The following is a 24,032-nucleotide window of genomic DNA, read 5'->3' as shown; positions in this document are numbered from 1 at the left end:
CAACAGGCCCACCCCCAAGCAGCCGACTAGGATAAGCCGGTTGTTCGGACCACCCCCGGACAACCCCGGGCATACCAGGGACCGAGCCGGCACCACCTCCCTGCGAAGCCGTGGCCTCGACGATGGGACCCGATGGAAGCCACCGGTACGAACGCCGAGCTCACCCTGCTCGAAGCGGAGCTGAGCGAACAGTTCTGTACTCTCGGCGAATCGGCCCACTTCACCGCCGGCCCCGCCGCACCACCCCGCACCCTCGTCGACATCCTCGACGCCACCGTGCGCACCCACCCCGACGAACTCGCACTCGACGACGGCACCCGCCGCCTGACGTACCGCACCCTGGCCGCAGAGGTGGAGGACCTACGCCGCCGCCTCGACGAGGCCGGCGTCGGCCGGGGCGACTGCGTCGGCGTCCGGGTGCCGAGCGGCACCAACGAGCTGTACACCGCGATCCTCGCCGTCATCGCCGCGGGCGCCGCCTACGTACCCGTCGACGCCGAAGACCCGGACGAGCGCGCCGAGTTGGTGTTCGGCGAGGCCGGCGTACGGACCGTCATCGGCGCCGGCCACAGCTTCACCGTCGACAAGCCCGCCGACGTCCCCGCCGCCCGCCCCGGCCTCGACGACGACGCGTGGATCATCTTCACCTCCGGTTCCACCGGCAAGCCCAAGGGCGTCGCCGTGAGCAACCGCAGTGCCGCCGCCTTCGTGGACGCCGAAGCCGCCCTGTTCCTCACGGAGGACCCGATCGGCCCCGGCGACCGCGTGATGGCCGGCCTCTCCGTCGCGTTCGACGCCTCCTGCGAGGAGATGTGGCTCGCCTGGCGCTACGGCGCCTGTCTCGTCCCCGTGCCCCGCTCCCAGGTCCGCAGCGGCGCCGACCTCGGCCCGTGGCTGGTCGAGCAGGAGATCAGCGTCGTCTCCACGGTGCCCACGCTCGCCGCGCTGTGGGAGCCGGAAACCCTCAACGACGTCCGCCTGCTGATCTTCGGCGGCGAGGCCTGCCCGCCCGAACTCGCCCAGCGCCTGGTCACCGAGGGCCGCGAGGTCTGGAACACCTACGGCCCCACCGAGGCGACCGTCGTCGCCTGCGCCGCCCTGATGACCGGCGAGGAGCCCATCCGTATCGGGCTTCCCCTGAACGGCTGGGAACTCGTCGTCGTGGACGACCAGGGCCGCCCCGTACCGATGGGGGAGAGCGGTCAGCTCGTCATCGGCGGCGCGGGCCTCGCCCGCTACCTCGACCCCGAGAAGGACGCCGAGAAATACGCGCCGCTCGAATCGATGGGCTGGCAGCGCGCGTACCGCAGCGGTGACTTGGTGAAGGCCGAACCCGAGGGCCTGATCTTCCTCGGCCGCAGCGACGAGCAGATCAAGCTCGGCGGCCGCCGGATCGAACTCGGCGAGGTCGACACCGCCCTCCAGGCCCTGCCCGGCGTCGCGGGCGCGGCCGCCGCCGTGCGCAGCGCACGCAGCGGCAACCAGCTGCTCGTCGGCTACATCGTCACGCAGGACGACTTCGACCACGCGAGCGCCGTCGAGAAGCTGCGGGCCGAACTGCCCGCCGCGCTCGTCCCGTTGCTCGCCCCGGTCGCCGACCTGCCCACCCGCACCTCCGGCAAGGTCGACCGCAACGCCCTGCCGTGGCCGCTGCCCGAGCTGGAAACGTCTGGCCGCGGCGAGCAGTTGTACGGCACGGAGGCTTGGCTCGCCGAGCAGTGGAGCGAGACCCTCGGCATCCCGGTGACCAGCGCGTCGGACGACTTCTTCGCTATCGGCGGCAACAGCCTGGCCGCCGCGCAGCTCACCACCCGGCTGCGCGAGCGCTACCCGAGCGCCGCCGTGCTCGACCTCTATGAGCGGCCCGTCCTGCGCAAACTGGCCCGGCGCCTGGAGAAGTCCGTCCAGGACGACGGCAAGGCACGCGAGATCAAGCCCGTGCCGGTCCGCGCCCAAGTGGCCCAACTGCTGTTGATCCTGCCGCTGTTCACCCTGATGGGACTGCGCTGGACGGTCGCGCTCGCCGCGCTCGGCAACGTGCTGCACTGGTTCGGCGCCTACCCCTGGGCGCCTTCCGCGTCCTGGTGGCTGATCGGCGCCGCTTCCCTCGTCCTGTTCACCCCTCCCGGCCGTCTGCTGATCTCGGCCGGCGGAGCCCGGCTCCTGCTCAGAGGCGTCGTGCCCGGCACGTATCCCCGCGGCGGCAGCGTCCATCTGAGGCTGTGGACCGCCGAACGCCTCGCCGAGTACAGCGGCGCGACCTCCCTGACCGGATCCTGGCTCGAGCGGTACGCACGCGCGCTCGGCGCCAAGGTCGGCTCCGACGTCGATCTGCACTCGCTGCCGCCCGTCACCGGACTGCTCAAGCTCGGCCGCGGCTGCGCCGTGGAGACCGAAGTCGACCTGTCCGGGCACTGGCTGGACGGCGACCGGCTGCACATCGGCACGGTCAAGGTCGGCGCCGGCGCGGTCGTCGGCACGCGCAGCATCCTGTTCCCGGGCGCCCGCATCGGCAAGCGCGCGGAAGTCGCCCCCGGTTCGGCCGTGCGCGCACAGGTCCCCACCGGTCAGCGCTGGGCCGGTTCGCCCGCCGAGAAGCTCGGCAAGGCCAAGCGGGACTGGCCGAAGAACCGGCCACCACGGGCCGTGCACTGGCGCGCGATGTACGGCCTGACCGGGATCGCGCTCAGCCTGCTCCCGGTCGCCGCCGCCGTGCCCGCGCTGCTCGTCGCCCAGGAGTTCGTGCCGGCCGACGCCACACTCGCCGAGGCCGCCCGGGGCGCCGCCCTCGCGCTCGTCCCCGCGACGCTCGCGTTCGGTCTCACGTATGCCGCCGTGATCCTCGTCGGTGTACGCGTCCTCAGCCTCGGTCTGCGCACCGGAACCCGCCCCACACACAGCCGCATCGGCTGGCAGGCGTGGACCGTCACGCAGCTCATGGACCTCTCCCGGCAGACCCTCTTCCCGCTGTACGCGGGTCTCGTGACGCCCGTGTGGATGCGGCTGCTCGGCATGCGGATCGGCCGGGGCGCGGAGGTCTCCACCGTCCTCGCGCTGCCCAGCCTCACCACGGTCGGCGAGGGCGCGTTCCTCGCCGACGACACCCTGACCGCCCCGTACGAACTCGGCGGCGGCTGGGTGCGGATCGGACGCGCCGAGATCGGACGGCGGGCCTTCCTCGGCAACTCGGGGATGACCGCTCCGGGGCGCAGCGTGCCCGACGACGGACTCGTCGGTGTCCTCTCGGCGACCCCGAAGAAGGCCAAGAAGGGCAGTTCGTACCTGGGGCTGCCGCCGGTGAAACTGCCGCGGTCGGCCGCCGACTCGGACGACAGCCGCACCTATGCGCCGCCGCTCGGCCTGCGCCTGGCCCGCGCGCTGGTCGAACTGTGCCGGATCGTCCCCGTGTTCTGCTCGGCCGCACTCCTCGTCCTGACCGCCGGTCTGCTCGCCTTCCTCGCCTCGTACGGGCTCTGGCTCGCCGCCCTGCTCAGCGGCGCCGTGCTGCTCGCCGCGGGAGCGCTCGCCTGCCTGGTGTCGGTCGTCGCCAAGTGGGCGCTCGTCGGCCGCCACCGCACGGGGGAGCACCCGCTGTGGTGCGGATTCGTCTGGCGCAACGAACTCGCCGACACCTTCGTCGAGATGCTCGCCGTACCGTGGCTCGCCGGAGCGGTTCCCGGAACGCCCGTCCTGAACCTGTGGCTGCGGGGCCTCGGCGCGCACATCGGGCGGGGCGTGTGGTGCGAGAGTTACTGGCTGCCCGAGACGGATCTGGTCACCCTCGAGTCCGCGACCAGCGTGAACCGGGGCTGTGTCCTGCAGACGCACCTCTTCCACGATCGGATCTTGAGGACGGATACTGTGGTCCTCCGCGAGGGCGCCACCCTGGGCCCGGGCGGAATCGTGCTGCCCGGCAGCGAGGTCGGTGCCCGGAGCACCCTGGGTCCCGCGTCGCTGGTGATGGCCGGTGAGTCGCTGCCGGCGGACACCCGCTGGCTCGGCAACCCGATCGAGGCCTGGCGCCCCTGACGCTGTTCTCCAAGGGGTCCGCCGAGGCGGCACGCCGTACGAGCAACAGGGCAGGGAGCGGACCAGGCGTGAGCGGGCACCAGAAGGCGGCAGCGGACCCCTACTTCCCGGACAACGGCGACCTCCGCTACCGGGTGCACCGCTACGAACTGGACCTCGACTACCGGCCCGGGCCCAACCGCCTGGCCGGCACGGCCCGGATCAGCGCCATCGCGGGCCGCGCCCCGCTCGGCGAGTTCCAGCTCAACCTCGCCGACTTCCGGATCGGACGGATCCGCGTCGACGGCCGCGCCGCCCACTACACGCACCGTGGTGGCCGTCTGCGGGTCAGACCCGCTAAGGCGCTGCCCGCGGGCAAGGCCTTCACCGTCGAGGTGCACTACTCGGGCAACCCCAAGCCCGTGAACAGCCCCTGGGGGAGCCTCGGCTGGGAGGAGCTGACCGACGGCGCGCTCGTCGCCAGCCAGCCGGTCGGCGCACCTTCGTGGTACCCGTGCAACGACCGGCCCGCCGACAAGGCCGCGTACCAGATCTCCGTCACGACGCCGTCCGCGTACCAGGTGGTCGTCGGCGGCAAGCTGCTCACCCGTACCACCAAGTCCTCCACCACGACCTGGCTGTACGAGCAGGCGGCGCCCACGCCGAGCTATCTGGTCGGTCTGTCCATCGGCAAGTACCAGACCGCGCTGCTCGGCGATCCGGGCCTCGGCGGCATCCCGCAGACGGGCCACTTCCCCGCGCATCTGCTCACGGACTTCTCCCGTGACTTCGCACGCCAGCCGCAGATGATGACCCTCTTCCAGGACCTCTTCGGGCCCTACCCCTTCGGCGAGTACGCCGTCGTGGTGGCCGACGAGGAACTCGACGTACCGGTCGAGGCACAGGGCCTGTCCCTGTTCGGCACCAACCACGTGGACGGCGCCCGGGGTTCGGAGCGCCTGGTCGCCCATGAGCTCGCCCACCAATGGTTCGGCAACAGCGTCACGATCGCCGACTGGCGGCATATCTGGCTCAACGAGGGACTCGCGAAGTACGCGGAGTGGCTCTGGTCGGAGCGTTCGGGCGGACGCATGGCCCATGAACTCGCCGCCGTCGCCCACCGTTCGCTCGCCGGCCGCCCCCAGGATCTGAAACTCGCCGACCCCGGCCGCAAGCTGATGTTCGACGACCGGCTCTACGAACGCGGCGGCCTGACGGTGCACGCGGTGCGCTGCGCACTCGGCGACGTGGCCTTCTTCAAGATGCTGCGCGCCTGGGCCACGCTCCACCGCGGCGGCGTGGTGACCACGCCGATGTTCGCGGCCCACGTGGAACGCTACGCGGACCGGCCCCTGGACGAACTCTTCCAGGCCTGGCTCTACGAGGGACGGCTGCCGCAGCTGCCCTCGTGACCCGGGATTCGGCGCCCGTCGGGTGCGAGTCCGCTCGGGCCGCAGGCCCCGCCCTCCACCGTCCGCGGAACGCGGTTGCCCTCGGCGTGCAGGTTCGCGACGAATTTCCCGAGTTCGGCCAGGGCGTCGCCGTCGAGCAGGGAAGGGTTCGCCTCGAGCATCGACGCGACGTATTCCCCGAGGCGCTGAGGCGTCAGTCCGGCGGTCGAGCCCAGCTCCACCGGACTGTCCTGCTCCTCGTCCACGACCCGGGCGTTGCGGAGCAGCCGTAGCTGCTCATCGCTGAAGGCCCTGGCCAACACCGCCGCGACGATCCGCTCCTGGGCCTCCGTACCGCTCATGGTCGTGCGCTGCTCGCCTGACAGAGGGACGATGGCCCGTGAGTCCTGCGGGTCCTGCGGGTCCCGCGTGGGCTCGGCCCGGCGGTCACTCCTGCGGCTTCGCGACACGCTGGACCACTTGGCCTGCACGGACGGGAGCGTCCGCTCGCTCCACTTCGCACGCATGGCCGGAAACGCTTGTTCGGCCCACCACTTCCTGACGTGTGGCGCGGCCTTCTTCGTCAATTCGAGGACGATCGGAACGAGGATTTCGGCGACAAGCTCCTGGAGCTCCCGACGCTCCTGGTCCCGGGCCTGTGACTCCTGCCGGTCGGAGTCGAGCCGATCCTGCGGTTCGGCCCCCACCGGCTGCGATTCGTTCTCCTTGAGGAAGAGCTCGGCCTGCCCCACCTGATGGGTGTCGGGGTCACGCGTCATGCCGCGATGCGCGCCCGCCGTCCTGCTCGACCGTACGAACCGCGCGCCCTTGCGGACTCTGACAATGGCCTCGTACTCGTCGTACTCGCTGCTGTCCATGCCCCTACCTTCGAACCGCGCGCGCCCCGCGCCCCCGCGCCCCCGCACTCATGCTCTCGGCACTGTACGTCCGACTGATCGTCACATGTGGCTGGTTGTCGCGACTCCGGTGCCCGCTCTCACGGCTCACTGCGAACGTTTCGCCCCGTCCGCACGTCCAAGCGACGTCACGGCGTGAGGCCGTGACCGGGTTCTTGCGAGGGGTGGAGTCATGCGTACGCGACAACTACTGGGCGCGCTTGCACTGGTGCTGACCGGGGCGCTGGCCCTCGGAGGCTGCGGCGAAGACAACTCCGTGGGCACGGCGCCGAGCGGGGGTGGTGATCCGACGAGCCGGGCGCAGCAGGTCGCCGACGCCTGGCGGGGATCGGATGCCGCGCGGCAATGGCACGAAGGGTTCTTCCCGCTCGAGGAGCTGGCTTGGCTCCCGCAGGATGCCTGGCACTCCGGAGAAGACAAGATGGCCTATGAAGAAGGGCGGTTCACGCTGCAGAGCGAACTGCCCGACGAGACGAGCAGCGGGCAGATCAGCTGGGAGAGCGGTGACGGCAAGCCGCTCGAGGTCGAGGTGCAGTCGGCCCAGGCGGTCTTCGAGCGCTTCGGACACACGGAGCAGTCCGGCAAGGAGCCCCGCCTGACGATCACCGGGGCGAAGCTGGACCAGCAGCAGGTCAGGACCAGCCGCGGCCCGGCGTACATCCCCGTCTGGTACTTCACGATCAAGGGGTACGACCAGCCGCTGATCCGTGCGGCCGTGGCGCCCGATGTCATCGCCAAGGCCCCCATCGCCCCGGCGCCCCACCAGTCCGACGACCTGATGCCGCTCCAAGGACTCGCGTCCATGGCCCGGGACGGACGTTCCCTGACCGTCGTCGCCGGGCACGGCGCCTGCGACGACGGTCCCGCGGTGCGGGCACTGGAGACCGGCGACAACGTCGTGCTCACCGCATCGGTGCGCGGCCGCGACGACGGCCCCTGTACGAGCCAGCTGCTGACCACGGAGGTCACAGTGAAGCTGAAGCAGCCGCTGGGGGAGCGGGTTCTGCTCGACGCGTTGAGCGGGGCTCCCATCAACCTGAAGACTCACCGGTCCGCGCAGTGACCGCGAAGGCCCTGCGACGTGATCCTCGCCTTGCCGGTCGCTACCTCGACTGCGAGGCTGGACGGTGCCGTGGCCCGAGCAAGCGGCCCGGAGAAGTCTGACCTGCGCCGGACCGGGTACCTGTCAGGGGCATCGGCCCGGGCGGAGGGAGTGCACGGCGTGACGACACAGGAGAACGGTGCGGGGACCGGCCTGCGGAACGGCCGGAACGAAACCCCCGAGGAACGGGCCGACCGCCAGTGGGCGGAACTGCTCCAAGAGGTGCGCGTCGCACAGACCGGCGTCCAGATCCTGTTCGGCTTCCTGCTGACCGTCGCGTTCACGCCGCGCTTCACCGAGCTCGGGGACACGGACCGGGCGATCTACATCGCCACCGTGCTCCTCGGCTCGCTCGCCACCGGGGCCCTGATCGGGCCGGTCTCCTTCCACCGGATCGTCTCCGGCCGCCGCATCAAGCCGCAGACCGTCACCTGGGCCTCCCGGCTCGTCTTCACCGGCCTGATCCTGCTGCTCGGCACGCTCGCCGCCGCCCTCCTGCTGATCCTGCGCGTGGCGCTGCACGACGGCATAGTGCCGTGGCTCGTGACCGGCGTCGTCGGCTGGTACCTCCTGTGCTGGTTCGCCCTTCCGTTCTGGGCCCGGCGCCGCCACACGTCGTCGAACGACTGAGGACACGGGGTGCCTGGTCACCCCGGAGGGCCGGCAGAGGCATCCCCGTCGAGACGCCTCAGGGCCGCGCGCAGGAACTTCTGCTCGGCACGGTTGTCCGTCATCCGCAGCGCCGCCGAATACGCGGCGGCGGCCTCGTCCCGCCGCTGGAGCCGTTGCAGCAGATCCCCGCGTACGGCGTGGAAATGCCGGTACCCGCCGAGCTGCGCCGCCAGCCGGTCCACGGCCTTCAAGGCCTGCGCGGGCCCTGCCACTTCGGCCACCGCCACCGCCCGGTTGAGTGCCGCGACCGGCGAGGGGGCCAGGGCCAGCAACTGGTCGTACAGCCGCAGGATCTGATGCCAGTCGGTGCGGTCGGCCGTGGGAGCGTCGCTGTGGACGGCCTGGATGGCCGCCTGGATCTGGTACGGGCCCGGCTGGTTGCGGCGCAGGCAGCGGCGGACAAGTGCCTGGCCCTCGGCGACGCGCGCGTGATCCCAGCGGCCGCGGTCCTGGTCGGGCAGCAGCACGAGATCGCCGTCGGCGTCGGTGCGGGCCGCTCGACGTGCCCCGATGAGCAGCGTCAGCGCGAGCAGGCCGAGGACCTCGGGCTCGTCCGGCATCAGCGCGGCAAGGAGCCGGGCAAGACGCAGGGCTTCGAGGCACAGGTCGTCGCGGACGAGCCGGTCGCCCGAGCCGGTCGCGTATCCCTCGTTGAAGATCAGGTAGAGCACGGCCAGGACCGCCTGCAGCCGGTCCGGAAGGTCCGCCTCGTCCGGGACGCGATACGGGATGCGGGCGGCACGGATCTTCCGCTTGGCCCGCACCAGGCGCTGGGCCATGGTCGTTTCCGGCACCAGGAAGGCACGGGCGATCTCGGCCGTGTCGAGTCCGCCCAGGAGGCGCAGCGTGAGGGCCACCTGGGCGTCGGTCGCCAGGGCCGGGTGGCAGCAGGTGAAGATCAGCCGGAGCCGGTCGTCGGGCACGGCGCCCTCCTCGGCGGGCTCGTCGTCCGCGTGCAGCAGCGCCGCCTGGACGTGGCGAGGGGTACGTGAGGCTTCCCGGCGCAGACGGTCGACGGCGCGGTTGCGTGCGGTGGTGATGATCCATCCGGCAGGGCTGGGCGGCAGACCGGTCTCCGGCCACTTCTGCACAGCGGTCGTGAACGCGTCCTGGACGGCTTCCTCGGCGAGGTCGAGATCGCCGAAGAAGCGGGTCAGGGAGGCGACTGCGCGTCCGTACTCCTGACGGAACACGCGGTCGATCTCCGAGGCGGTCGGCGGCATGTCAGCTCTGGAACGGCCGTACTTCGACGGGCAGCGTGGTGGCGCGGGCCAGCTTCTCGCCCCAGCTCAGGGCGGCGTCCAGATCAGGTGCCCGCACGATGGTGATGCCGCCGAGCACCTCCTTGGCCTCGGCGAACGGGCCGTCGGTCAGCAGGGCGGCGCCGCTACCTGAGGCCCGTACGACGGTGGCGGTGCCCGGCTCGTGCAGGCCGTCGGCGAAGACCCAGGCGCCGGCGGACTGCATCTCGGCGTTCAGCGCTTCAAGAGCGCGGACCACGGGCTCCAGTTCTTCCGGCGACGGGGTGCCTTCGGCGGGCTGGTAGATGCTGAGCAGGTACTGCGGCATGGTCGGCTCCTTGCCGAGGGCGGGCCGGCCCGGCGCCGGTCTCCTCTCCCTCTTCCCCCTCTATACGAACGCGTCCACGGGTTTTCGACACCGGCACCGCAACGATCTCGCGCCAAGCCCTTGGGCGATCGTCCACAATGACGCCGGGTGACCATGGGGGAACCTCGCATCTGCGCTCCACTGTGCGGCCGAGGCTTGCAGATGCGGCCAGTACGGGCCTACTTTGACGCACATGCAGTCGTACACCATCGGGCAGGCGGCCCGTCTCCTCGGCGTCAGCGCCGACACCGTCCGCCGCTGGGCGGACGCCGGACGCGTCGAGACCCATCGCGACGAAGGCGGGCGCCGGCTCATCGAGGGCCGCGCCCTTGCCGCGTTCTCGGTCGAGGTCGGCCAGGGCGCCCACAGTGACGAGGAGACCTCGTACACCTCCGCCCGCAACGCCTTCCCCGGGATCGTCACGGCCGTGAAGCTCGGCGACGTGGCCGCCCAGGTCGAGATCCAGGCCGGACCCCACCGCCTCGTCTCCCTGCTGACCCGAGAGGCCGTCGAGGAGCTCGGCCTCGAAGTCGGCATGCAGGCCACCGCCCGTGTGAAGTCGACCAACGTGCACATCGACCGCACCTGAGCCGCAGCTCGGGTGCGCACGCCGTCCGTCCCCGGCGCACCCATCACCACCGCTCGCACCGCACCCGGTGCCGTACAAGGAGTGCCACCAGATGACGATCGCCCTCACTCCGCGCCGCGCAGCCGCCTGCGCCCTCACCGCGGCGCTGCTGCTCCCGCTCGCCGCATGCGGCGGGGAGGAAGGCGGCGGGACGGAGAACGCCGGCGGTGAGGGACAGAAGACCGAGCTGACCGTGCTCGCCGCGGCCTCGCTCACCGATGTGTTCAAGACCGCCGGAGCCGCGTACGAGAAGGCACACCCGGGGACCACGGTGAAGTTCTCCTTCGCCGGGTCCCAGGATCTCGCCGCCCAGGTGAAGCAGGGTGCGCCCGCCGATGCCCTGGTCACCGCGGACGAGAAGACGATGGACGGCCTGAAGTCCGACACCGGCACCCCGACCGTCATCGCCAAGAACCGGCTGGTCATCGCCGCCGGCAAGGGCAACCCGAAGAACATCAAGGACCTGAACGACCTGGCGAAGGGCGACCTCAAGGTGGTCCTCGCCGCCCCGGAGGTCCCCGTCGGCCGCTACAGCCAGCAGGTGCTCGACCAGCAGAACGTCGACGTCAAGCCGGTCTCGCAGGAGCCCAATGTGCGCGCGGTGCTCAGCAAGGTCGAACTCGGCGAAGCCGACGCCGGCCTCGTCTACAAGACCGACATCGCGGCCGCCGACGGCAAGGCCGAGGGCATCGACATCCCCGACGCGCAGAACGCCATCGCCGCCTACCCGGCCGCCACCCTCAAGGTCTCCGAACACAGCGACGCCGCCGCCGCGTTCGTGAAATGGCTCAGCGGCGCCGAGGCGCAGAAGATCCTCGCGGACGCCGGATTCCAGAAGCCGTAATCAGACCAGCCGGCCGTACCGACCAGACAGCCCTCATCAGACCAGCCGTAATCCGCTCAGCACCTCACCCCGGACGACGCCATGAGCCGCCAGCGCCCCGCCCCTCCCGGCCGCCGCACCCCTGTGGCGCTCGCCGTGCCCGCCCTGCTCGCGATCGCGTTCCTGCTGATCCCGCTGATCGGCATTCTCGTGCGCACCTCGTGGGGCGAACTCGGCACGCACCTGAGCAGCCCGGGAGTGACCGAAGCGCTGCGGCTCTCGCTCGTCGTCTCGCTCTGGTCCCTCGCGCTCTCACTCGTCCTCGGCGTCCCGCTGGCCTGGCTGCTGGCCCGCGTCGACTTCCGCGGCAAGGCGTTCGTCCGCTCGCTCGTGCTGCTGCCCATGGTGCTGCCGCCGACCGTGGGCGGGGTGGCGCTGCTGCTCGGGTTCGGGCGGCGCGGGCTGCTCGGTCCTTGGCTCGAGGACTGGTTCGGCATCACGCTGCCGTTCCACACCTCGGGCGCCGTCGTCGCGGCCACCTTCGTCTCCATGCCGTTCCTGGTCATCAGCCTGGAGGGCGCGCTCGCCGGGCTGCGTCCTTCGTACGAGGAGACGGCGGCGTCGCTGGGCGCCTCACCGCTGAAGGTGTTCTGGACGGTCACCATGCCGATGGTCGCGCCCGGTCTCGTCGCCGGCGCCGCCCTCACCTGGGCGCGGGCCCTGGGCGAGTTCGGCGCCACCATCACCTTCGCCGGCAATCTGCCCGGCACCACCCAGACCCTGCCGCTCCAGGTGTATCTGCTGCTCCAGGACGAACCCGAGGCGGCCACCTCCGTATCGCTGCTGCTGCTCGCGGTCGCCATGGCCGTCCTCGTGTCGCTGCGCGGACGCTTCACCGGCACACCGACGGGCCGGCCGAGGAACGGGAAGCAGGCGGCACCGGCCGACACGGCCGGTGAGCCCACGCCCCTCGAACCGCCGCCCGTCCCGGTGGCCAAGTGGCCGCTGCACGCCGACGTCACCGGTTTCACCCGGCTCACCCTCGACGCCGAGCCCGGCACCACCATCGCCGTCGTCGGACCCAACGGCGCCGGCAAGACCACGCTCCTGCGGGCTCTGCTCGGCCTGACCCCGCGCGCCCGGGCCGAACTGCGCCTGGGTGACCTCGACGTCACGAAGCTGGCCCCGCACCAGCGGGGCGTCGCCTGGGTGCCGCAGGACGGCGCGCTCTTCCCGCACCTCAGCGCCCTCGCCAACACGGCGTACGGGCTCAGGGCCCAGGGCGTACGGCGCGGCGAGGCACGGCGCACCGCACAGCAGTGGCTCGACCGGCTCGGCGTGGGCCACCTCGCCCACCGCAAGCCCGGCCAGCTCTCCGGCGGCCAAGCCCAACGGGTCGCGCTGGCCCGGGCGTTGGCGCCGAGCCCGCGGCTGCTGCTGCTCGACGAACCCCTCGCGGCACTCGACCAGACGACCCGCGCGCATGTCCGCCACACGCTGCGCACGCATCTGTCCGGGTTCGGCGGCGTGTGTCTGATCGTCACGCACGACCCGGTCGAGGCCGTCTCGCTGGCCGACCGCGTCCTCGTACTCGAAGAGGGCCGCACCCTCCAGGACGCGCCCCCCGCCGAGGTGTCCCGGCACCCGCGCTCGCCGTGGGTGGCGAGGATGCTGGGCCGCAACGCGCTCGCCGGGACCGTCGCCGAGGACGGCAGCCTCACCCTGGCGGACGGCGGCCGCCTCGTCCTGGCCGACCCGGCCGAGGCCGGGACCCAGGCCCTCGCGATCATCGCGCCCGAGGCCGTCTCACTGCACCGCGAGCGGCCCGAGGGCAGCCCGCGCAACGTCTGGCAGGGCACCGTGCGCGAGATCACCATCGTCGGCAGCCGGATGCGCGTCCTGGTCGGCGCGGAGGACGCACCGGACCTGGTCGCCGAGATCACGCCCCAGGCGGCCGCCGAACTGCACTTGGCGGACGGGGTGCCGGTCTACACGAGCGTGAAGGCGACGGAGGTCACGCTGGTGGTCTAGCCGCGGCCGCGGCCCGCCGCAGGCGCCACGAACCCGACCGCCACACACCCACCCGCACCCGACACCCCACCCGAATCTCAGCCAGCAGCCTTGCGCAAAGCCTCGATGCACACCGCAAGCGCCCCCTGCAGCTCCTCCAGCCGCGCCACCATCTCGTCCTCATAGAACTCATCGGCGTCGTCGAAGGTCAGCTCCTCGAACACTTTCGTCGCCTTGCTGAGGCTGGAGTAGAACTTCGTGCGCCGCTCGGCGACCCGCAGCTCCGGATCCGCCTCGACGGTCTCCTGGATCAGCGTCTTCACCGTGCCGTACGCCTCGGCCGCCCACTCCCCGGCCTCGTCGCCCTCGTCCAGCTCGTCGAGCAGCGACAGATGACGTTCGGCCTCCTGGCGGAGCTCGGCCGGGGCCTCGATGACCTGACCCGCGGGCGTCTTGACCTGACCGCCCTCGGCGACCTGGCGGACGAACTCGATACGGTCGGACACCTTGGTCTCCCCGGCGACCGCCTTCTTCAGCTCCTCGCGCGCGGCCACATCACGGGCCAGGGCGCTGCGCAGCGCGTCGTCCTCCTCGATCCGGTCGAGCAGCGCCGAGCGGGCCGCCTGCGCCGTACTCGGGTCGGCGAGGATCGCGGCCCTCAGTGCGGTCGGGTTCTCGGCGACCTCGAGGGCCTTGGTCGGACGGATGCCCTCCGCCTCGGCGGCCGCGGTGATCGCTGAGCCGCGTACGGACGTGGCGCTGGAGCGGGAGCTGTAGTAGCTCAACCACACATCCGCTTCCGGGAGTTCCACGTCCACGCCCGGCTGGAGCGTCTCGAACTGCGGCACCAGACCGTCGTCGGCGGCGACGTCCCAGGCCTTGTAGAACCGCATCACCCGCTCCGGCGAGCACCCCGCGAGCTCGGCGAAACGCTTCGCCGACACCTTGTCGCTGTCCTCGGCACTCTGCCCGCCGGGGCGCACGCTGCGCGCCACCTTCAGGGCGAAGGTCCAGCCGCCGGTCCGCGCATAGGCGCCGAACTCCCGGGCGTCCTGCGCGATCGTCTCGGGTACGGGCGCGGCCTCGACGGTCTGTGAGGGCACTTCGGGGGCAGGAATGGCAAGGGTCACCGGTGCGTCTCCTGAGGGTCGCGGGAGTTTGTGCACCCGCCGCCGCGGCGGGCAAACCCGCAGCATATCGGGCGCAGGGGGCACGCCGCGCAGCCCGCGCCGCGTGCCCCGCTCCCGTCAGCAGGCCGGCTTCACCGCGTGCTCCGGATCCAGTGCGTTGAGCGCGAGCCGCAGGGCGAGGGGGTCCTCGTCCAGATCGCTGTGCGACGCGAAGTTCCACGGACAGACGTCCTGCATCAGGATGTTGGACACGCCCGCTCCCTTCAGGAACTGCCCGTTGTACGGGGTGACGCCCGTGTCATAGCGCGAGGCGATCACCGTGTACCTGACGCCCGGCAGCGTGTCCCCGCCGGCGTTGAGCTTCTGCAGGAAGGCGGACCCGGCGATCTGGTCGCCGCACGCCGGGCAGGTCACATCGGAGACCACGCCGCCGATGAGATTGAGCAGCGCCGCCAGCCACGGCTGGTCCCTGAGGAGGCCCTCGACGACCGGCGACTGCGAACCGTGGTTGGACGGTCCGAGCCCGACCAGGGTGTGCACCTTCTGCTGACCGCCCTCGAACTTCATGTACTGGCGCGGCATCATCCCGCCCTGCGAGTGGCCCACGATGTCCACCTGCCGGGCCCGGGTGGCGGCGAGGACTCCGTCCACGAACACCGCCAGCTGCTTCGCGGACTTGGCGACGGGCGCGGTGCCGCCGCCGATGAGCTGGAGGATGCCGCCGCCCTTGCCGTAATCGAGGGAGAAGACGCAGTAGCCGGCCGCCTTGTACTGAGGTGCCGTCTTGGCCCACACATGACCGTTCGCGAGCGTGCCGTGCGCGAGGATCACCGGCCGCGGGTGCGCGGCGGAGGGCTTGCAGGCCCAGTCGTTGGCACCGGAGAGGCCGGACGTCGCGAGCTGCTTGGCGTCGGCGACGGGGTCCAGCTGTCTACCGGCTGAGGCCGAGGGCGGGGAAGAGAACGAGGTGCCGGCGGCGGCCGGCTCCAGGACCGATGCGGCGGCGGGCGCGGCGACCGGCAAGGACAGAGCGAGTGAGGTGGCGAGGACGGTGACGATCCGGGGGAGTCGCATCAGAGCTCCAGGGGCAGCGCGGGGACGGACGCGATCAGCCGTGCTCGGCGTGATCACCGCTCATCTATGTCCGCGTCGCTTCCCCGACCCGCACACTCCCCGCCCGGGCTGCTCCGACTGGCGGTAGATTCGCCCCCTGGATCACCGGCGGATCCGGGGTACGCGATCGGGGGACACGTGGACTGGGGCACGCTCATCGCCGCCGTCAGCGGCGGCTCGCTGGCCATGGCCGGCACCGTACTGGCCGACCATCTGCGCCACCGGCACGAGCAGGACCGGGGGTTGGGGGAGCGGCGCCGGGCCGTCTACCTGGACTTCATCGCCGCCGCCGAGACCTGCCACTCTCGGCTGCGCGCCCTGCAGAGCACTCCGCGCGAGGAGCGGGCAGGGGAGTCGCGTACCGCGCTCACCGCCTCAGGGATCTACGAGGCGCGCGAACGGCTCTTCATCGACGCGAGCACCCAAGTGGCCGGTGCGGGACAGGCCATGTTCGAGCAACTGCGCCGACTGCAGCGGACGGTGGGCGAAGGAGCCGAGCCGGACTCGGCCGCGTACCACGACGCATACCACTCCTATATCGGCTCCGTCTGGGGCTACCGGGTCGCGGTGCGCGGCGAGTTGGACGGCAAGGCGCTCGCCCCGGCCGAGTTCGGCTGGCAGCGCTGGGACGGCCGGGACCGCTGCGAGCTGTGCACGTCGGCCGCATAGACGAGCCTGTCCGCTTTGCGCTTTGTTGCGTCAATGTGCAAGTATGGGGGCACCGTCGAGCCCGAGGGAAGGGGGCGGTCATGGACTCCAACAGTCCGAGTCGGCATCGACTCATCCATGTCACCCACACCCCGCTCCCGGCCGAGCAGCTCCCCTGAGCACCAGCACCTCCGCGTGCGCCGGCCGAGAGCCGCACGTACCCATGGAGGTGCCGTCATGGCAGCCGTCTTCCACCACCCCGTACGCCTCAACTCCCTGCTCGCTCCCCGTGCTTGGCGACGCGCCCTGGCCCGCGTCATCGCCCGTCTCGCCGACGCACCACTGGAGCAGAGCGTCGTCCGGTCGGTGCCCGTCCGCCGCGGCTTCGGCAAGCCGCAGGCCCGCTGGCACACCGTCACGGGAGCCGACGGCCGCCCCCACCTGGTGGCCGAATGGCGCCGCCAGGACTGACGGGCCCCGCCCTCAGGGGTGCATCCGGGCACCCTTGAGGGCCTTGTCCACCGCATTGCGCGGCCCGTACACCGCGATCCCCACCAGATCGAGCTGGTCACGCGGCACGGCGCGCACAGCCGCGCGATTGTCGCGGTCGTTGCCGGTGGCGAACAGATCCGAGGTGAACACCGCGACCTTCAGGCCCCGGGCGAGCGCCTTGCCGTGTGCGGCGGTCATCGTCTCCTTACTGCCCTCGAACACCATGACCGGCTGACGGAACATCGGCAGATACGGGGTGGAGTCGGCGTCCTCGTACGGCTCGCCGATCACCTCGCCGGCCTCGCTGCCCAGCCCGCTCACCAGGAACGCGGTCACATTCAGCCGCTGCCAGGTCTCCAGGTCCTCCCGCAGCAGGATGGCGATCTTCGTGTCGAAACGCATGGGTGCGGTGGTGTCGTTGTCCATGCCATGAGACTGCCGAACGGCCCGCTGCCCGGTCTTGTACGTTCCTTGCATGGCGACCGAACCGCAGCCCTCGGCGCCGCCGCAGGCGGGACGTGCGCACCCGCCCCTGGACGCGGCGTCCGGACAGCACATCACCGCATGGCGCCCCCAGGTCGAGGGCGTGGTCGAGGTCTTCCACGCACGCTTCACGGAGCACGCGTATCCGATGCATGTGCACGACGCCTGGGCCCTGCTGATCGTCGACGAGGGAGCGGTCCGCTACGACCTGGACCGGCACGAGCACGGCATCCCCGGCGACACCGTCTCGCTGCTGCCCCCGGACGTGCCGCACAACGGCTCCGCAGCCACCCCGCAGGGCTTCCGCAAACGTGTCCTCTACCTGGACGAGTCCCACCTGGACCGCTCACTGATCGGCGCCGCGGTGGACAGCCCGGATCTGCGCGACCCCGCGCTGCGCAGCCGCATCGGCCGGTTGCACACCGCGCTCGGCCGCCCCGGCGACGAACTGGAAGCCGAAAGCCGGCTCGCCCTGATCGGTGAACGGCTCCGCGGCCATCTGCGCCCCCACCTGCTCCCCGCCACTGGGCCCACCGACCGCACCCTCGCCCACCGGCTGCGCGAACTTCTCGACGCGCGCCACGTGGAGGGCATCGCCCTGGACGAAGCGGCGCGGCAGTTCGGCGCCCACTCCACCCATCTCATACGGGCGTTCAGCGGCGCGTTCGGTATCGCCCCGCACCAGTACCTGATGTCGCGCCGCATCGACCACGCCCGCCGACTGCTCCTCGCCGGCCACCCTCCGGGCGAGACGGCAGCGGCAGCCGGCTTCTACGACCAGCCCCATCTCACACGTCACTTCAAACGCGTGGTCGGGACGACCCCGGGGCGCTACGCACGGTCGCGCTGAGCCGGCCGAACTCCGTTCAGGAAGCGGCGATGTCCAGCATCCGCGCCGCGAGCCGCTCGATCCGCTCATGCCAGGCGTCCCGGGCATGCCGCGGATCGCCGGACCCGTCCACGGTGAGGACCAGCCGGGCCCCGTGGCCGGTGCCCGCGCCGAACTTCCAGCGGACGAGCTCACCCGACGGCGTCCGATAGGAGAGCACCTCGGGCTCCCGTACTTCGGTCACATGGCCTTGCTCGTACGCGGGCGCCGTGAAGCCCTGCGGAACGGCGGACCCTTCCGACACCGGAGCTCCGCCGGCCAGTTCGGACCAGACGCCGTCCGCGGGCCGCAGCAGCTGACGCTCGAAGCGGACCGTCGTGCCGTCGATCTCACCGCGGCCCAGATCGAACTGCTCCAGATACGCCTCGTGCAGCTCGCCCCGGTCCGGCTCGACGTCCACGGGCACCCCGTCGAGGACCTGGCCGAGCGCCGTGAGGCACAGATGCCAGCCGGAGGCGAAGCTCGCCCCGCCGAAGCGGTCGCCGAAGGTGTGGGTGAGCGTGAGCAGTGAACCCTCGCCCTCGGGCGTGATCTCCCAGCGCAGATGGTCCTCGCCCCAGGTGAACGCGAACACGTGCGGTTCGTCGGCGTCGGTGACCCGGCCCGTCATTCCGGGGCCGTCCTCGCCGGGGAAGTGGAAACCCACCGTGCCGCCGGGCTTCAGCTCGACGGAGACCTCGGACGGAAACCACTGGGCGAGCTGCTTCGGTTCGGTGACGGCCGCCCAGACCGCGGCCGGGGGATGGGCGAGCCTGCGCCGCATCACCAGGGCGTTGCGGCCGTCGGCGGTGGTGAGGGTGTCGGCTTCGGGGTTCATGGCGCGTCGTCCTTCAGCTGGTCGAGATGGCGTTCGAGGCGGTCGAAGCTCGCCGACCACAGGTGCCGGTAGTGCGCGAGCCATGCGTCGAGTTCGGCGAGGGGCTCGGGGCGCAGCTCGTACCAGCGGCGCTGCGCGTCCTGCCGTACGCGCACCAGACCGGCCTCGCGCAGCACCCGCAGGTGCTTGGAGGTGCCGGGCTGGCTCAGGCCGAGCTCGGCGGTCAGCTCGCCGACCAGGCGGGGGCGCTCAAGGAGCAGGTCCAGGATGCGTCGGCGCTGGGGTTCGGCGAGCACATCGAACGGTATGGGCATATCTCGAAAATACCTCCTTGGTTATATAGCCGCAATGGCATGTACGGATGGGCGCGTCTTCTGACGCCGGGGACGTACTGCGAGCCCATCCGGCGTAACTCAGCGCGAGCCGTACCCCGGGCGCGCGGGAGCGTGAGGGGGACCACGGATGAACGGACGGAGCCCGCCATGATCGACGACGCCCCCGCAGCACTCCCGGTACGCGAGTGGCCCGCGCAGAATCTCACCGGCATGGACTTCGACCCGGTGCTCGGTGAACTCATGGACGCCGGTCCTGTGCACCGCATCAAGCTGCCGCACGGTGAGGGCTGGGCGTGGCTCGTGACCCGGTACGAGGATGTGCGGATGGTCACCAACGACGCGCGGTTCGTCCGTGGACCCGTGACCGAGCGTCAGATCACCCGGCTCGCCCCGCATTTCAAGCCCAAGCCCGGATCCCTCGCTTTCGCGGACGGCGCCGACCATCACCGGCTGCGGCGCGTCGTGGCCCCCGCGTTCACGGCTGCGGGCGTCGAGCGCGTACGGGTCAAGGCGCAGCCGATGCTCGACGGCCTGATGGACGCGCTCCTCGACGAGGGCCCGCCCGCCGACCTCGTGGCACGGGTGCTCGCACCGTTCCCGGTCGCGGTGGTGTGCGAGGCCATGGGGGTGCCGCCGGCGGACCGGGCTCAACTCACGGCGTGGACCGACCAGATCGTGTTCCCGTCCGCCGACCCGCGCACCACCGGCCAGGTCAAGGAGCAGCTCTACGCCTGGCTGGCCGAGGCGATCCGTACGCGCAAGGACTCCGACGGCGAGGACATCCTGTCGCTGCTCGGCGCGGCCGTGGCCCGCGGTGAACTCACCGCCGAGGAGGCCGCCGGTGTGGCCGGGCCGCTCCAGATCGGCGGGGAGGCCGTCACCAACAACACGGGCCAGATGCTGTACCTGCTGATGACCCGCCCGGCGCTGCTCTCCCGTCTCGCGGCCGACCCTTCCCTGCGTCCGGGGGCCCTCGACGAACTCCTGCGCTACATCCCGCACCGCAGCGCGGTCGGCCTCGCCCGGATCGCCACCGAGGACCTCGACCTGCGCGGCCACCGCATCAAGGCCGGCGAGCCGGTCTACGTCTCCTACCTCGCCGCCAACCGCGACCCCGACGTCTTCCCCGCCCCCGAGGAGATCGACTTCGACCGCAGCCCCAACCCCCACATCTCCTTCGGCTTCGGCACCCACTACTGCACCGGCGGACTGCTCGCCCGCCTCCAGATCGACCTCCTGATGAACACGGTCCTCGACCGCCTGCCCGGACTCCACCTGGCGGTCCCGCAGGAGGAGGTCACCTGGCGCCGCAACGCCCTGATCCGCGGCCCCGAAGCGCTGCCCGTCGGCTGGGGGGCGTAGGGCGCGAGTTGCCGTTCGTGCGGCCGGCGCCGCGGGGCGCGCGCAGATGACGCCGCGCGGTCAGGCGCAGGCCATCCCCTTGCGTACCGCGGGCCACTTCTCCACGGCGTCCGAAGTGCGCACATACACGGCGGACTTGCTGTCCGTGCGCCACAACTGCCAGTCGTCCAGGCGGTAGCCGCTGTCCTTCGCGTCGGCGGGCAGCTCGACATCCTTCTCGTACCGGGAGATCAGCATGGTGTCCGGCAGGACGGTATGCGGGTCGCGGGCGTACAGGACACGTTTCATACCCGAACCCAACTCCAGGAAGTGCGCCCGCTGCCAGTCGCAGTGGCCGGAGCCCTCGCTGCTGGTGATGATCGCCGTCGGTACGCGCCGTCCGTCCAGGTCGTGCCAGATGTCGTCGGCCATGTCGTCGGTGAAGCTCTCCGGGAGTTCGGCGACATCGCAGTGTGCCGAGGTGTCGGGACCCCAACCTGGCCGCCTCGGCTGGTCCTTGGCGACGATCACCGCGACTTTCGTGCGGCCCCGCACGTCGTACGAGAAGAGAACGCGCCCCTTCTCCTTGCGCTCGATCCGATAGCCGGACGTGGGGAGGCCGGGCTGGTAGATCTCGAAGTAGAGGCGGAGCCCGTCCTCGGGTGTGCCGCCACCGTCGGACTTGCTCCACCGGTCGCCTTTGCCGCCGCTCATGACCTCCCAGTCGCACTCCAGGGCGCGGCCCGCCGACCCGAGTGACTGGATGGGGGTGTACGCGTCGTCCGGGTCCTCGTCCGGGACTTCTTTGACCGGCAGATCCAGCGGCCCGTCGTACGGCGACGCCGGCGGCGAACCCTCGACCGTGAGGTCGCCCGGGCTCTCGCTGCACGAGGTGAGGGCCAGGGCCAGGAGTGCTGCGGCGGTACACAGCAGACGTCGTCCCATTCCCCACCCCGTTCCCCTCGATCCGCTCGATCCGCTCGGCCAAGTGTGCCTCCGATTCCGGCAATTGGGCTGCGTTCCGCAGAAGTCTCTGACTAAAGTCAGAGAATGGATGCTGAATCAATCGCCCAAGTCCGGCGCTTCAACCGCACCGTCGGCGAACGCATCGGTGTGCTGCACGACCACTTCCTCGGTACGGACCGTCCCGTCGGTGAGGCCCGGCTGCTGTGGGAGATCGGAGCCGAGGGGCGGGATGTGCGGCGGCTGCGGGACCGGCTCGGGCTCGACTCCGGATACGTGAGCCGGCTGCTGCGGTCCCTGGAGCGGGACGGACTGGTGACCGTGGAGCCGCAGGAGCACGACCGGCGGGTGCGCACCGTACGGCTCACGGCGGCCGGGCGGAAGGAGCGAGCCGTACTCGACGAACGCAGCGACGAACTGGCCGAGTTGATCCTCACCTCGCTCAACGAGCGGCAGCGCACCCGGCTCACCGCCGCCATGGCCGAGGTCGACCGGCTGCTCACCGCGGGGACGGTGAGCGTGGAGGAGCTGGATCCGGCGCATCCCGATTCCGTGGCCTGCCTGGGGGCGTATTTCGACGAGCTGAGCGAACGTTTCGAGGAGGGCTTCGATGCCGCGCTGAGCGCGGTGCCCGATGCCGGTGTCCTGGGGCCACCGCACGGGGTGTTCGTGGTGGCGCGCCTGCACGGGGAGCCCGTCGGGTGCGGCGGCATTCACCTCGGCGGGGACGAGCCGCCGTACATCAAACGCATGTGGGTGGCGAAGTCGGCCCGCGGCCTCGGGCTCGGCCGCCGGCTACTGGCCGAACTCGAGGCGTACGCGGTGCGTTCCGGTGCACGGTCGGTGCGTCTGGAGACCAACGGGGAGCTCCGCGAGGCGATCGCGCTCTACCGGTCGGCCGGTTACGAGGAGGTCCCGGCCTTCAACGACGAGTACTACGCGCACCATTGGTTCGAGAAGCCGCTCGACGGCTAGCCGTATCAGGCCGACGTGTCGCTCGGTGCTGCTCGCAACAGCAGCTCGGCGACGGCACGTGGGGCCTCCCGCATCGCGTTGTGACCGGTGGGGACGTCATGGACGTGCCACTCCGGGTCGGCCTGCAGGCGGGTGCGGAGTGCGGTGAAGGGAGTGCCGTCCGCCCAGCCCGAGCAGTAGACGAACTCGCGCCGGGGCACACGGTCGACGGCGCCGGTGAGCCGGATCGACTGCACGACGGAGGCCAGGGGGTGGGGACGGCGACGGGGGTCGCCGCCGTGCGGGGCCCGGAACGGGGGACGGACGGCGTACCCCGTGTCCGCCGCACCCTCGACGAATGACCGCCGGTAGCCGTCGGTGGTCAAAGACCAGCACGATTCGCCGTCACGCGGAACGTAGGCGTCGAGATGCACCAGTCGCGAGACACGGCCGCCCGCACGGTCGGCCGCGGCCGAGATCACCATCCCGCCGTAGCTGTGACCGACAAGCGTCGCGTCGGTGATCCGGGTGCGGCCCAAGAGGCTCAGGACGTCGTCGGCGTGCGTATCGAGGTTGGCGCTCGCGACCGTCGCATCGTCGTCGTCCGGCCTCAGCCCCGTCAGGGTCAGGGCGTGGACGGTGTGCCCGGCACGTTCCAGCAAAGGGGTCACCGCCTCGAAAGTCCAACCACCGTGCCACGCGCCAGGGACCAGGACGAACGTCGCCATCACCCATCTCCTTCTCCATCTCCATCTCCGGATGTGGTGCCACTTCGGAGCGCTCCGGAACACCCTCGGTTCCGGAGTCGGTCCAGGTCACCACTTCCCTGGCATGGCGTGCCACCAATAGGCTGCCGCGTTATGCCCGTTGGCCGCCAAGCATCCGAACCCGCAGGGGTGACGTCGCGTGTCTGGCCGTCCGGTGGACAGCACCTGTGGCCGTCGGGCGGCTCCAGTTCGGTGCAGTCGCACGCGCGGGGGCATCTGGTGTACGCGGCCACCGGTGTGCTGACGGTCCACACCGACCGCGGCACCTCCGTCGTCCCGGCCAACCGGATCGCGTGGACCCCCGCCGGAAGCACGCACCGGCACCGCGCCCACGGGGACACGGACATGCGCGTCGTGTTCCTCGCGCCGTCCCTGGCCGGGCGTCTGCCGGACCGGCCGGCGGTGTTCCTCGCCACCGGCCTCGCGCGCGAGGTCGTCCTTGCTCTGTCAGGACCACATCACCACGGGGGCACGGAGCCGGGTTACAGCCGTTCTGCCCGCGCCCGGCTCCTGCGCGTCCTGGTCGACGAACTCAGAGAGGCACAGGAGCAGCCGCTGTACCTGCCGGAACCTCGGGACGATCGCCTGCGGGCCATGGCGAGGGTGCTGACCGAAACGCCGGAGGACAACTCCTCGATGGCCGAGCTGGGCAGGACGATCGGCGCCGGCTCGCGCACCCTCAGCCGGCTGATGCGCAACGAACTCGGGATGACCTTCTACGAGTGGCGCACCCAACTGCGCATCCACCACGCCCTCGTGCTCCTTGCCGAGGGTCACGACATCACGCACACCGCCCACGCCTGCGGATGGGCCAATCCCAGCGGCTTCATCGCCGCCTTCACGCACCTCATCGGCAGCACCCCGGGCCGCTATCGGGCCGGACGTCACGGTGCGGCGGACAGCTCCTGACTCCGACGCGGCAACCGCGACGGCCGGCCGAC

Annotated in this window: 23 protein-coding genes; 13 read left to right on the top strand and 10 right to left on the bottom strand. The window is 71.3% G+C overall.

The window, feature by feature from the left end:
* Positions 1-132: 132 nt before the first annotated feature.
* Both G6045_RS07550 and G6045_RS07545 read left to right on the top strand, forming a co-directional pair.
* Positions 133-4,029, top strand: a complete 3,897-nt coding sequence (locus G6045_RS07550; protein ID WP_165331045.1) for a Pls/PosA family non-ribosomal peptide synthetase — start codon at positions 133-135, stop codon at positions 4,027-4,029.
* A 68-nt stretch (positions 4,030-4,097) separates the two neighbouring features.
* Positions 4,098-5,420, top strand: a complete 1,323-nt coding sequence (locus tag G6045_RS07545) for a M1 family metallopeptidase (RefSeq protein WP_165331044.1) — start codon at positions 4,098-4,100, stop codon at positions 5,418-5,420.
* On the opposite strand, the gene G6045_RS07540 is transcribed toward G6045_RS07545, so the two are convergent.
* Entirely contained in the window at positions 5,387-6,277 is an 891-nt protein-coding gene (locus tag G6045_RS07540) for a hypothetical protein (protein WP_165331043.1), read from the bottom strand. The genes G6045_RS07545 and G6045_RS07540 overlap by 34 nt on opposite strands.
* A 211-nt stretch (positions 6,278-6,488) precedes the next feature.
* Here G6045_RS07540 and G6045_RS07535 point away from each other — a divergent pair, with 211 nt between their 5' ends.
* A complete protein-coding gene (locus G6045_RS07535; RefSeq protein WP_165331042.1) occupies positions 6,489-7,379 on the top strand; it encodes a hypothetical protein in 891 nt (296 codons plus the stop codon).
* Between the two features lie 159 nt (positions 7,380-7,538).
* The gene (locus G6045_RS07530; protein ID WP_165331041.1) at positions 7,539-8,048 is read left to right on the top strand and encodes a DUF6328 family protein; all 510 of its coding nucleotides are present in this window, start codon (positions 7,539-7,541) and stop codon (positions 8,046-8,048) included.
* 17 nt (positions 8,049-8,065) lie between these two features.
* Here G6045_RS07530 and G6045_RS07525 read toward each other — a convergent pair whose 3' ends face one another.
* Complete coding sequence (locus G6045_RS07525) at positions 8,066-9,313, bottom strand: RNA polymerase sigma factor (protein ID WP_165331040.1); 1,248 nt, start codon at positions 9,311-9,313, stop codon at positions 8,066-8,068.
* Position 9,314: 1 nt separating this feature from the next.
* The gene (locus tag G6045_RS07520; RefSeq protein ID WP_165331039.1) at positions 9,315-9,659 is read right to left on the bottom strand and encodes a YciI family protein; all 345 of its coding nucleotides are present in this window, start codon (positions 9,657-9,659) and stop codon (positions 9,315-9,317) included.
* A 232-nt stretch (positions 9,660-9,891) separates the two neighbouring features.
* Here G6045_RS07520 and G6045_RS07515 point away from each other — a divergent pair, with 232 nt between their 5' ends.
* The 3 genes from G6045_RS07515 to G6045_RS07505 all read left to right on the top strand — a co-directional run bounded on the left by G6045_RS07515 (position 9,892) and on the right by G6045_RS07505 (position 13,180).
* Positions 9,892-10,287: a TOBE domain-containing protein gene (locus G6045_RS07515; protein ID WP_165331038.1), complete on the top strand. Its 396-nt coding sequence runs from the start codon at positions 9,892-9,894 to the stop codon at positions 10,285-10,287.
* Between the two features lie 91 nt (positions 10,288-10,378).
* On the top strand, positions 10,379-11,170 hold the full coding sequence (modA, locus tag G6045_RS07510; protein WP_165331037.1) for a molybdate ABC transporter substrate-binding protein: 792 nt from the start codon (positions 10,379-10,381) through the stop codon (positions 11,168-11,170).
* An 81-nt stretch (positions 11,171-11,251) separates the two neighbouring features.
* A complete protein-coding gene (locus tag G6045_RS07505) occupies positions 11,252-13,180 on the top strand; it encodes an ABC transporter permease (protein ID WP_165331036.1) in 1,929 nt (642 codons plus the stop codon).
* A 77-nt stretch (positions 13,181-13,257) separates the two neighbouring features.
* Here the strand turns inward: G6045_RS07505 and G6045_RS07500 are convergent, their stop codons facing one another.
* Together G6045_RS07500 and G6045_RS07495 are read right to left on the bottom strand one after the other, a co-directional pair.
* Positions 13,258-14,289, bottom strand: a complete 1,032-nt coding sequence (locus G6045_RS07500) for a hypothetical protein (RefSeq protein WP_165331035.1) — start codon at positions 14,287-14,289, stop codon at positions 13,258-13,260.
* A gap of 117 nt (positions 14,290-14,406) precedes the next feature.
* On the bottom strand, positions 14,407-15,363 hold the full coding sequence (locus G6045_RS07495; protein ID WP_165331034.1) for an esterase/lipase family protein: 957 nt from the start codon (positions 15,361-15,363) through the stop codon (positions 14,407-14,409).
* Positions 15,364-15,540: 177 nt separating this feature from the next.
* On the opposite strand from G6045_RS07495, the gene G6045_RS07490 reads away from it, so the two are divergent.
* Together G6045_RS07490 and G6045_RS07485 are read left to right on the top strand one after the other, a co-directional pair.
* Complete coding sequence (locus G6045_RS07490; RefSeq protein WP_165331033.1) at positions 15,541-16,071, top strand: CchlQ; 531 nt, start codon at positions 15,541-15,543, stop codon at positions 16,069-16,071.
* A 216-nt stretch (positions 16,072-16,287) separates the two neighbouring features.
* Positions 16,288-16,521, top strand: a complete 234-nt coding sequence (locus tag G6045_RS07485) for a hypothetical protein (RefSeq protein WP_165331032.1) — start codon at positions 16,288-16,290, stop codon at positions 16,519-16,521.
* A gap of 12 nt (positions 16,522-16,533) precedes the next feature.
* Here G6045_RS07485 and G6045_RS07480 read toward each other — a convergent pair whose 3' ends face one another.
* Positions 16,534-16,968, bottom strand: a complete 435-nt coding sequence (locus tag G6045_RS07480) for a DUF2000 domain-containing protein (protein WP_235967665.1) — start codon at positions 16,966-16,968, stop codon at positions 16,534-16,536.
* 49 nt (positions 16,969-17,017) lie between these two features.
* Here G6045_RS07480 and G6045_RS07475 point away from each other — a divergent pair, with 49 nt between their 5' ends.
* Positions 17,018-17,875 carry an AraC family transcriptional regulator gene (locus tag G6045_RS07475; RefSeq protein ID WP_165331030.1) on the top strand — a complete coding sequence of 286 codons (858 nt, stop codon included), beginning with the start codon at positions 17,018-17,020 and terminating at the stop codon, positions 17,873-17,875.
* Between the two features lie 16 nt (positions 17,876-17,891).
* Here the strand turns inward: G6045_RS07475 and G6045_RS07470 are convergent, their stop codons facing one another.
* Positions 17,892-18,731 (bottom strand): SRPBCC family protein, encoded by an 840-nt coding sequence (locus G6045_RS07470; RefSeq protein WP_165331029.1) that lies wholly within the window; start codon positions 18,729-18,731, stop codon positions 17,892-17,894.
* Positions 18,728-19,045 (bottom strand): ArsR/SmtB family transcription factor, encoded by a 318-nt coding sequence (locus G6045_RS07465; protein ID WP_165331028.1) that lies wholly within the window; start codon positions 19,043-19,045, stop codon positions 18,728-18,730. Before G6045_RS07465 ends, G6045_RS07470 begins: the two co-directional genes overlap by 4 nt.
* Positions 19,046-19,213: 168 nt before the next feature.
* Between G6045_RS07465 and G6045_RS07460 the strand changes: the two genes are divergently transcribed.
* Positions 19,214-20,428: a cytochrome P450 gene (locus G6045_RS07460; protein ID WP_165331027.1), complete on the top strand. Its 1,215-nt coding sequence runs from the start codon at positions 19,214-19,216 to the stop codon at positions 20,426-20,428.
* A 60-nt stretch (positions 20,429-20,488) separates the two neighbouring features.
* Here G6045_RS07460 and G6045_RS07455 read toward each other — a convergent pair whose 3' ends face one another.
* Complete coding sequence (locus G6045_RS07455; RefSeq protein ID WP_235967663.1) at positions 20,489-21,352, bottom strand: hypothetical protein; 864 nt, start codon at positions 21,350-21,352, stop codon at positions 20,489-20,491.
* A 105-nt stretch (positions 21,353-21,457) separates the two neighbouring features.
* On the opposite strand from G6045_RS07455, the gene G6045_RS07450 reads away from it, so the two are divergent.
* Complete coding sequence (locus tag G6045_RS07450) at positions 21,458-22,345, top strand: bifunctional helix-turn-helix transcriptional regulator/GNAT family N-acetyltransferase (RefSeq protein WP_165331026.1); 888 nt, start codon at positions 21,458-21,460, stop codon at positions 22,343-22,345.
* Positions 22,346-22,350: 5 nt separating this feature from the next.
* Here G6045_RS07450 and G6045_RS07445 read toward each other — a convergent pair whose 3' ends face one another.
* Positions 22,351-23,052 (bottom strand): alpha/beta fold hydrolase, encoded by a 702-nt coding sequence (locus G6045_RS07445; protein ID WP_165331025.1) that lies wholly within the window; start codon positions 23,050-23,052, stop codon positions 22,351-22,353.
* A gap of 168 nt (positions 23,053-23,220) precedes the next feature.
* Here G6045_RS07445 and G6045_RS07440 point away from each other — a divergent pair, with 168 nt between their 5' ends.
* Complete coding sequence (locus tag G6045_RS07440; RefSeq protein WP_328707688.1) at positions 23,221-24,000, top strand: AraC family transcriptional regulator; 780 nt, start codon at positions 23,221-23,223, stop codon at positions 23,998-24,000.
* Positions 24,001-24,032 lie beyond the last annotated feature (32 nt).

Source organism: Streptomyces mesophilus (assembly GCF_011044995.1).
GTDB classification, from domain to species: domain Bacteria; phylum Actinomycetota; class Actinomycetes; order Streptomycetales; family Streptomycetaceae; genus Streptomyces; species Streptomyces mesophilus.
Note: the sequence above shows the minus strand (reverse complement) of the source record. Positions and strands in the feature narration are given on the sequence as shown.

Coding starts and splice junctions, on each gene's coding strand:
- G6045_RS07460 (WP_165331027.1), top strand. CDS start 19,214: ATGATCGACGACGCCCCCGCAGCACTCCCGGTACGCGAGTGGCCCGCG.
- G6045_RS07495 (WP_165331034.1), bottom strand. CDS start 15,363: ATGCGACTCCCCCGGATCGTCACCGTCCTCGCCACCTCACTCGCTCTG.
- G6045_RS07465 (WP_165331028.1), bottom strand. CDS start 19,045: ATGCCCATACCGTTCGATGTGCTCGCCGAACCCCAGCGCCGACGCATC.
- G6045_RS07535 (WP_165331042.1), top strand. CDS start 6,489: ATGCGTACGCGACAACTACTGGGCGCGCTTGCACTGGTGCTGACCGGG.
- G6045_RS07550 (WP_165331045.1), top strand. CDS start 133: ATGGAAGCCACCGGTACGAACGCCGAGCTCACCCTGCTCGAAGCGGAG.
- G6045_RS07485 (WP_165331032.1), top strand. CDS start 16,288: ATGGCAGCCGTCTTCCACCACCCCGTACGCCTCAACTCCCTGCTCGCT.
- G6045_RS07540 (WP_165331043.1), bottom strand. CDS start 6,277: ATGGACAGCAGCGAGTACGACGAGTACGAGGCCATTGTCAGAGTCCGC.
- G6045_RS07520 (WP_165331039.1), bottom strand. CDS start 9,659: ATGCCGCAGTACCTGCTCAGCATCTACCAGCCCGCCGAAGGCACCCCG.
- G6045_RS07480 (WP_235967665.1), bottom strand. CDS start 16,968: ATGGACAACGACACCACCGCACCCATGCGTTTCGACACGAAGATCGCC.
- G6045_RS07455 (WP_235967663.1), bottom strand. CDS start 21,352: ATGGGACGACGTCTGCTGTGTACCGCCGCAGCACTCCTGGCCCTGGCC.
- G6045_RS07470 (WP_165331029.1), bottom strand. CDS start 18,731: ATGAACCCCGAAGCCGACACCCTCACCACCGCCGACGGCCGCAACGCC.
- G6045_RS07475 (WP_165331030.1), top strand. CDS start 17,018: ATGGCGACCGAACCGCAGCCCTCGGCGCCGCCGCAGGCGGGACGTGCG.
- G6045_RS07525 (WP_165331040.1), bottom strand. CDS start 9,313: ATGCCGCCGACCGCCTCGGAGATCGACCGCGTGTTCCGTCAGGAGTAC.
- modA (WP_165331037.1), top strand. CDS start 10,379: ATGACGATCGCCCTCACTCCGCGCCGCGCAGCCGCCTGCGCCCTCACC.
- G6045_RS07450 (WP_165331026.1), top strand. CDS start 21,458: ATGGATGCTGAATCAATCGCCCAAGTCCGGCGCTTCAACCGCACCGTC.
- G6045_RS07515 (WP_165331038.1), top strand. CDS start 9,892: ATGCAGTCGTACACCATCGGGCAGGCGGCCCGTCTCCTCGGCGTCAGC.
- G6045_RS07505 (WP_165331036.1), top strand. CDS start 11,252: ATGAGCCGCCAGCGCCCCGCCCCTCCCGGCCGCCGCACCCCTGTGGCG.
- G6045_RS07445 (WP_165331025.1), bottom strand. CDS start 23,052: ATGGCGACGTTCGTCCTGGTCCCTGGCGCGTGGCACGGTGGTTGGACT.